The sequence below is a fragment of the Desulfosarcina cetonica JCM 12296 genome, assembly GCF_001311845.1.
In the GTDB taxonomy this organism is placed as follows: Bacteria; Desulfobacterota; Desulfobacteria; order Desulfobacterales; family Desulfosarcinaceae; genus Desulfosarcina; species Desulfosarcina cetonica.
Window position 1 is genome coordinate 18952 of record NZ_BBCC01000080.1, and the last position, 8063, is coordinate 27014.

Annotated in this window: 6 protein-coding genes and 1 riboswitch; all 6 genes read left to right on the forward strand. The window is 60.0% G+C overall.

The window, feature by feature from the left end:
* Positions 1-9 precede the first annotated feature (9 nt).
* Positions 10-3099: an HD domain-containing phosphohydrolase gene (locus JCM12296_RS17900; RefSeq protein WP_054696051.1), complete on the forward strand. Its 3090-nt coding sequence runs from the start codon at positions 10-12 to the stop codon at positions 3097-3099.
* Positions 3100-3250: 151 nt separating this feature from the next.
* Positions 3251-4447 (forward strand): glycosyltransferase family 2 protein, encoded by a 1197-nt coding sequence (locus JCM12296_RS17905; protein WP_054696054.1) that lies wholly within the window; start codon positions 3251-3253, stop codon positions 4445-4447.
* A 328-nt stretch (positions 4448-4775) separates the two neighbouring features.
* A riboswitch (TPP riboswitch) is annotated at positions 4776-4868 on the forward strand.
* Between the two features lie 72 nt (positions 4869-4940).
* Positions 4941-5306, forward strand: a complete 366-nt coding sequence (locus JCM12296_RS42105) for a hypothetical protein (protein ID WP_218188149.1) — start codon at positions 4941-4943, stop codon at positions 5304-5306.
* A complete protein-coding gene (locus tag JCM12296_RS17915) occupies positions 5207-5983 on the forward strand; it encodes a thiamine ABC transporter substrate-binding protein (RefSeq protein ID WP_218188150.1) in 777 nt (258 codons plus the stop codon). The genes JCM12296_RS42105 and JCM12296_RS17915 overlap by 100 nt, the downstream gene beginning before the upstream one ends.
* Positions 5980-7644 (forward strand): ABC transporter permease, encoded by a 1665-nt coding sequence (locus JCM12296_RS17920; protein ID WP_054696062.1) that lies wholly within the window; start codon positions 5980-5982, stop codon positions 7642-7644. Before JCM12296_RS17915 ends, JCM12296_RS17920 begins: the two co-directional genes overlap by 4 nt.
* A partial coding sequence (locus JCM12296_RS17925; protein WP_157067710.1) for an ABC transporter ATP-binding protein occupies positions 7644-8063 on the forward strand: 420 nt, incomplete at its 3' end. The genes JCM12296_RS17920 and JCM12296_RS17925, both read left to right, overlap by 1 nt.

The window sequence follows — 8063 nt, forward strand, 5'->3', positions numbered from 1 at the left end:
TGGAGAAACATGACCCGCACCGCTGCCAGCCACGCTTTTTCCCGGCCATCCCGTCTCCGGCCGCCGGTCCTGTTCGCCAGGGGGTATCCCCTGCGCTACACGATTGCCTTCGTGTTCACCCTGTTGACACTGATATCCGGGATCGTATTGATCGGCTTCAATTATGTGAGCCATGAACACGCCACGATCATCGCCACCCACGATCTTGTGGAGCAGATCGGCCAACAGGTGACCCTTCAGGTCTCGGAATCGATCTTCCCGGTGCAAAGCGTGATCAATATCTCTTCAAAGACGATTCGATCGGTGGGTCTCGATTTTGACAAGCGGCTGAGCCTGCTGGAATACTTTGTGGAGATCCTGCGCCACAACCGCCGCATCGCCTCCATGACGGTTGCCGATGTGGACGGGGATTTTTTCATCGTCCGGTCGGTGGAGAACAACCCTGCCGCCGGCAGCGCGTTTGAGGTGCCACCCGGCACCCACTTCATCATCCAGGGAATCGATCGTGAATTGGACGACCTGGTCGCCGAGCACCTGATGTTTTTGGATGACAAGCTTTTCGTGATCACGGACCGGGTCTTCGATCATACGGCCTATGATCACCGGCATGAGACGTGGTTCAAGGCCTCCATTTATACTCACGGTCTTATCACCACCGACACCTATCTCCTTTTCGGCACCCATGAGATCGGGCTTACCATTGCCAGGCGCCTCAAGGAGGGGCGTGGCGTCGTGGCCGCCGATGTGACCCTGCGCGACCTGTCCGACCGCTTGGCCCATCAGCGCATCACCCCTTCGACGGAATTGATCCTGTTGACCGGCCAAGGGACGATCGTGGGCCATTCCGACGTTGATCGGATGGCGGCCCATTTCGGCCCCGCACGCGGAAAGACATCGCGCCTGCCGACCCTGGCGGACCGCCACAATCCCCTCTACGATCAGCTGGCCGAGGCCATCGCCCACCACCATCCAACGGCCGGCCAGATAACGCTCACCACCGGCTCCCAGAAGTTTCTGGGTTATCTCAGCACCATTCCGATCAACGGCGGCCACGACCTGTTTCTGGCCTCCCTGATTCCGCACGACGAATTGCTCCATGATGTCATCCAGTTGAGAAACCAGAGCATCCTGATCAGCCTGGCCTTCCTTTTTGCCACGATTCTGATCGTATTGTGGCTGGCGCATCGCATCTCCACCTCCCTACGCCTTTTGGCCAGGGGCGCGCAGCGGATTCGTGAATTCAAGCTGGATGCGCCCATCACGGTGCACACACGGATTTTGGAAGTCAACGACCTGGCCGAGACCATGGCCATGATGAAAGTGAGCATCGAGCAGTTCCTGAAAATTTCCCGAGCCCTTTCCGAGGAGAAGGACGTGGATGCCCTGCTGGAGATGATCCTGCGCGAGGCCAGAGGCGTTTCAACTTGCGTGGCCGGTGCGATCGGCCTGCGCGATCCGGATGACGGCCGCCTGGAGATCGCCATCCTGCACAACGATCAGACCGGCGAATGTCTCGGCGGCCCCTTGCGATCGAGTCCTGCCGGGCAGTCGCTGTACCAGCCCCTTGAGGACCGGCCCGGCCTCAGGCCATCCGCGGTCGGTCATGCCATTCTGACGGGTGAGGTGGTACTGGCTGAGGATATTCAGACGGATGAACGGTTTGACTACACGGAAATTCGCGGCTGCTTCGACACGCCGGATTTTAAATGCCAAGCCCTGCTCATCGTCCCGCTGATCAACCAGAAAGACGAAATCATCGGCACCCTGCAGTTGGTCAATCCTCAACCGGGGTCGGCAACACCACCCATATCCAGTCCCGACATCGTCTCCTATATCCAGGCCCTCTCCTCGGACGCGGCCGTAGCGTTGGACAATCGCCGGCTGCTTAGGGCCCAGCGGGACCTGACCGACGCCATCGTGCGCCTGATCGCCGATTCCATCGACGCCAAATCCCCCTACACCAGCCGGCATTGCAAACGGGTACCGGTGATCGTGCGCATGCTGGCCGAGGCGGCCCACCATTCCACCGATGCGCCGTTTCGCGATTTTTCCCTCAGCGAAGACGACTGGTATGCCCTCCACCTGGCCAGCTGGCTGCATGACTGCGGCAAGGTGACCACGCCGGAATACGTGGTCGACAAGGCCACCAAGTTAGAAACCATCTATAATCGCATCCATGAAATCCGCATGCGCTTCGAAGTCCTCTGGCGGGATGCAGAACTCGACTACCACAAGGCCCTTATCCACGGCGCCGACACGGCTGATGATCTGGCCCGTCGACTGAACGACCGCCAGGCACGGATTCGGGACGATTTTGCCTTTGTGGCGCGCTGCAATATCGGCGGCGAGTCCATGTCCCAAAGCGATCGCAAGCGCCTTGCGCGGATCGGCGCGCAGACCTGGCTGCGGCATCTCGACGATCGGTTGGGCCTCTCCCGGGAAGAACTGTCTCGCAAGCAACACCAGCCCCCGCCCGTGCTGCCCATCCGCGAGCCGCTCCTGGCCGACAAGCGGGAGCATCTCGTCCCGCGCCGAAACGAGGGACCGCTCTTTGGGAACACCCTCCATGGATTCGCCATGCAGGTGCCGGAATACCAGGCCAACCATGGCGAACTCACCAACCTGAGCGTTGTCCGGGGGACATTGACAACCGAAGAACGTTTCACCATCAACAACCACATCATCCAGACCATCCGCATGCTCAGCGCCCTGCCCTGGCCGCCCGGGCTGCGGCAGGTACCCGATTGGGCCGGCAATCACCATGAAGCATACTGTGGCGGCGGCTACCCCCGTGGCCTGGTCGGCCGAAATCTTTCGATTCCGGAACGAATCATGGTCGTGGCGGATGTATTCGAAGCCCTCACCGCCGCCGATCGCCCGTACAAACAGCCCCGAACCTTGAGCGAAGCCCTCGGCATCATGAAGACGATGTGCCGGCAAGGCCACCTTTGTCCGATTTCTTTCACGCTGCTACTGACATCCGGCGTCTATCGGCGCTATGCCGACGCTACCTGGATCCGCACCAGATCGATACGGTCGTCGAAGAAGAACTCCTGGTGGATATCATCGAACCGGTCTGCCGGCCATCTTCAGGGCTGACACGCATTGCCTCCTGAACCGGCCGGGCCCGAGGTGCAGCTTCAGAATACTAACAGAAAGCTAACTTGTCGGTAAACGTCCGGCCTTGTATGAATGCGGTCCAAGTAGAGCGTCCGCATGTTCTGCAACATTTCAATGGGGAGTAATCCATATGATGCTGACCTATGCCTCTGCATTCATGATTTTTTCCCTGTTCGTGATCATGGCCGGGCTGGGATTCATCGACCGGCTTAAAAAGCGCCCGTTGGCCGAAACAGTCCCCTTGTCGTTCATGGTGCCCTGCTACAACGACGCGGACTCCGTCGGCCAAACGATTGAAAGCATCCATGCGGTCTGCGGTGCCAACGCGGACGTGATCGTCATCGACGACGGCAGCACCGACGGCAGTCGTGAAACCTTGTCGGCACTGGCAAGGCGATATGGCTTCCGATTAATCCTCAATCCGACCAATCTGGGCAAGGCCAGGGCGCTCAACACGCACTTTGCTCTCACGAAGCATGCAACCGTGGTGTTGATCGATGCCGATGTGATCGTCAATCCCCGGTCGCTGGCCGATGCCCTTGCACGACTGCAGATTCCTGGCATGGGAGCGGTGAGCTGCCCCTATCGGGCAGCCAACAAAGGGATCATTCCCTTGATGCAGACCATCGAATACAACATGCTTGCCTTCGTTCAGGGCGCATACAACGTTTTTTCCGCAATCGCCTTGTGGGGCGGCTTCATCGTCGTCAAACGCGATGCATTCATCGAGGCGGGTGGATTTTCACCCAATGCCATCACCGAAGACATGGATCTGGCCTTCAAACTGAACGAAAAAGGGTGGCGGGTGAACCAGAGCTTCCATCATGTGCGCACCTATGTGCCGGATACCTTGGAGGGATGGTTCAGGCAAAAGATCCGTTGGAGCGCGGGCGGGTTTCAATGCTTTATCCACCATTACCGCGTATGGTTGAAAAACCCCCTGCATGTTCTGTTTCTGTTTCCGTTCTGTCTTCTGTTGATCTCCTCGGCAATCACCATGGGAAACAACCTGTTCCGGCTTGACGAGATGATCGACTGCTTCATCATCCTGAACCGGTCGACAACCCTCTGGCTCAGCCTGCAACTGACCGGCATGCTCTTCGGTCCTCTGATTCTGAAGGACCTGATCGTGCGCTTGTCCCTGTCCCTTTTTTCGCTTCCCTTTGTCTTGCCGCTGGTGTCAACCAGCAAGAAAATCCCCATCTGTTTGTTGATCATCCCCTATTCGATCCTATATGTGCCCCTTTTTTCCATGGTGTCGATCATCGGTGCGATCAGCTTTTTGCGCCGAAGGCGGTTTCTGAAGGCCGCCGCCCGGGCCTGGTAAGGGATCGCCAAACTATCCCAGCCAATAGTACGCCATCCAACGGCAAGTCCCGTCCGGCAGCACCCACCAATACGATGGGCCATCGGCACCGCAGCATCCCAGATCATCCGCCATGGTAGCTGATGGCTGCCCCAGGGCAGTGGTATTCTGTCCATTTATAATCGATCGGATCCTTCAATTGACATTTGGGCTTTTGCATTTGGCATTGGTTGAATCGAGACGATGGGTTTCCGATCATGCCAGCGATCAGAATACATCCAAATGCGATCGCCCTGATGGTTGCCCGCTTTCGCCTTGACACCGCAAGGGGCATCTTCTATGGTTTCAAATATTCATCCAGGGGTGGCTGAACAGCCTGAGATTACACCCATTGAACCTGATCTGGGTAATGCCAGCGCAGGGAGTGAAGGTATCCGGCAAGCCGTTGCCCATTGGTGAAGGGAGCGGCTTGCTGCATTTATACGGGAAACATCCTTCAGAGGAAAAGATGACCATGCCGGGAAGAATCGTGTTGTACGCCATGCTGTTGATTGGCCTGGTGATCGTCGGCGGCTGTCCGACAGCGGAAAAGCCCGTGATCACGATCATGACGCACGACAGTTTTGCGGTGAGCCAAGGGCTGTTCAAGGATTTTGAAGCCGAAAACAACGTTGCGGTAAAAATCCTCAAGAGCGGGGATGCCGGGGCGGCGCTCAACCAGGCGATCCTTTCCCGCAAGGACCTTTGGGCGACCTGTTTTACGGTGCGGACAACACCTTCATGGGGCGTGCCCTCTCGGCCGACCTGTTCGAGGAATATACCCCGCCGGCGCTGGCGCGGGTACCGAAAACCCTGCAGTTGGACCCGACCCGGCGCCTGACGCCCGTGGATTACGGCGACGTGTGCCTTAACGTGGACAAGGCCTGGTTCGCCCAACATCACCTGGCGCCGCCGGCCGACCTGGATGCGCTGATCGACCCGCGCTACAAGGGGCTCACCGTCGTACAGAACCCGGCCACCTCCTCACCGGGTCTGGCTTTTCTGCTGGCCACCATCGGCCGCTACGGCGAGGACGGTTATGCCGCCTACTGGCGGCAGCTACGCGCCAACGATGTTTACGTTTCCATGGGCTGGTCGGATGCCTACTACGGTCAGTTCTCCCGGGCCAAGGGCGGCACCCGGCCCATCGTGGTCAGCTATGCCAGCAGCCCGGCAGCCGAAGTCTTCTACAGTGAGAAGAAGATCTTTGACAGCCCCACGGCAGCCGTTCTGGCCCCCCGTACGGCCTTTCGCCAGATCGAGTTCGTGGGCATTCTCAAGGGCACGAAAATGCCCGACGTGGCCCGCCGGCTGGTGGATTTCATGCTGAGTGAAACCTTCCAGCAGGACATCCCCTTGAACATGTGGGTCTTTCCGGCCGTCGAGGGAACACCCCTGCCGGAAGTGTTCACCCGCCACGCCCATCAGGCAGCGGCACCGGTACTGCTCGATCCGCAGACCATCGAAGCCAACCGCGACCGCTGGATCGACACCTGGACCGAAGTGGTCCTGCGGTGAAATCCCGCCTGCGCCTCCTTTTGGCCCTGCCGCCACTGCTCTTTCTAGGCGTGTTCTACTTCTACCCCCTGGCCAGTATTTTCATCACCAGCTTCACGCCGCAAAGCGGTGGCGGGACGACTGCCGGGCTGCACCGGCTGGTGGACAGCGATTACTATGCCGGCATACTCTGGTTCACCACCTGGCAGGCGGCGCTCTCCACCCTGTTGACCCTGTTGGCGGCGCTTCCCGGGGCCTGGGTCTTCGCTCGTTTCGATTTTCCCGGCAAAACCCTGATCCAGAACCTGACCGCCATCCCCTTCGTGCTGCCCACGGTGGTCACGGCCGCGGCTTTCAAGGCCCTTTTGGGCCCGGGTGGCCTGGCCAACCGGGCGTTGATGGTCCTTTTCGATCTGAACGGGCCGCCCATCCGCATCGACCAGACGGTGTGGTTCTTTCTCCTGGCGCATGTCTTCTACAACTACACGGTGGCTTTGCGCATCGTCGGCGGTTTTTGGGCGCGGCTCCCCAACGATCTCTTTGATGCGGCACGCACGCTGGGCGCCTCCTCCCGGCGAGTTTTCCTGAACGTCAGCCTGCCCCTGATCATGCCGGCCGTCCTGGCGGCGGCCATGCTGGTCTTCATCTTCTGCTTCACCAGTTTCGGGGTCGTGCTGATCCTGGGCGGTCCACGCCTGGCCACCATCGAGGTGGAGATCTACCGCCAGGCCGTGCACCTGTTCAACCTGCCCATGGCCGCGGCGCTCTCCCTGGTGCAAATGCTCTTCACCTTTGCCTTGATGGGGCTTTACACCACCCTCGAACGGCACTGCGCCGTTTCCCTGATGCCCCAGGCCACCGCCAGCCATCGGCGGCCGCGCACCCGGCCGGAACGGCTGCTGATCGGCGCCAACCTGGCCTTCATGCTGCTACTCCTGGGAACACCGCTCATGGCGCTCTTGCTTGGCTCGGTCCTCACCGAAACGGGCCCGGCGCTGACCTATTATCGGGCCCTGCTGGAGAACCCCACGGGATCGATCCTGTTCGTGAGCCCCCTTGCGGCCATGGGCAACTCGCTCTTCTTCGCCCTGGTCGCCACCTTCATCGCCCTTTTCATCGGCTGGTTTGCCGCCGCCTTCCTGGTCGGTTCCGGCACCCGCCGAAGTACGCGTATTCTCGATCCCCTGTTCATGCTGCCGCTTTCCACCTCGGCCGTGACCCTTGGGTTCGGCTTCATCATCGCCCTGGACGAGCCGCCGCTCAATCTGCGCACCAGCATCATTTTGCCGGCCATCGCCCATTCCCTGGTGGCCTTTCCTTTCGTGATCCGCAGCCTGCTGCCGGTCTGGCGCAGCATTCCCCGCCATCTGCGGGAAGCCGCGGCCATGCTGGGCGCCTCGCCGCTGGCCGTTTGGCGCCATGTGGATTGGCCGATCCTACGGCGGGCCCTGGTGGTGGGCGCGATATTCGCCTTTGCCATCAGCATGGGTGAATTCGGGGCCACCGTGTTCGTCGCCCGCCCCCAAACGCCAACCCTGCCGGTGGCCATCTACCGTTTTCTCAACCAGCCCGGCGCCCTGAACTTCGGTCGCGCCATGGCCATGAGCTGTCTGTTGATGCTGACCACATCGGCCGGGTTTCTTTTCATCGAGACGTTCAGAGCCCGGGGAGACGATTTCTGATGCCGCTTCTGACCGTCGACAATCTGGTCAAGACCTATGCGCAGCCGGCGGTGGACGGGATCTCCTTCTCTTTGAGCGAGGGAGAAATTCTCTGTCTGCTGGGCCCTTCGGGCTGCGGCAAATCCACCCTCTTGCGCCTGATTGCCGGCCTGGAAACTCCCGACGACGGCCATGTTCGCATCGGCGCAAACGACATCACCCACCTGCCGCCCCAACGCCGCCATTTCGGCCTGATGTTCCAGGAATTCGCCCTTTTTCCCCATAAAAGCGTCTTCGACAATGTGGCCTTCGGACTCACCATGCAACGGCTGCCCAAAGACCGCATCCGATCGCGCAGCATGGCGATGCTCGATCTCGTCGGGCTGGCCGGCATGACCCGGCGCAGCGTGGCCGAACTCTCCGGTGGCGAACGCCAGCGG

What these genes read in the sequence shown, in the direction of transcription:
- JCM12296_RS17900 (WP_054696051.1), top strand. Translation starts at nt 10, where the DNA reads ATGACCCGCACCGCTGCCAGCCACGCTTTTTCCCGGCCATCCCGTCTC.
- JCM12296_RS17905 (WP_054696054.1), top strand. Translation starts at nt 3,251, where the DNA reads ATGATGCTGACCTATGCCTCTGCATTCATGATTTTTTCCCTGTTCGTG.
- JCM12296_RS42105 (WP_218188149.1), top strand. Translation starts at nt 4,941, where the DNA reads ATGCCGGGAAGAATCGTGTTGTACGCCATGCTGTTGATTGGCCTGGTG.
- JCM12296_RS17915 (WP_218188150.1), top strand. Translation starts at nt 5,207, where the DNA reads ATGGGGCGTGCCCTCTCGGCCGACCTGTTCGAGGAATATACCCCGCCG.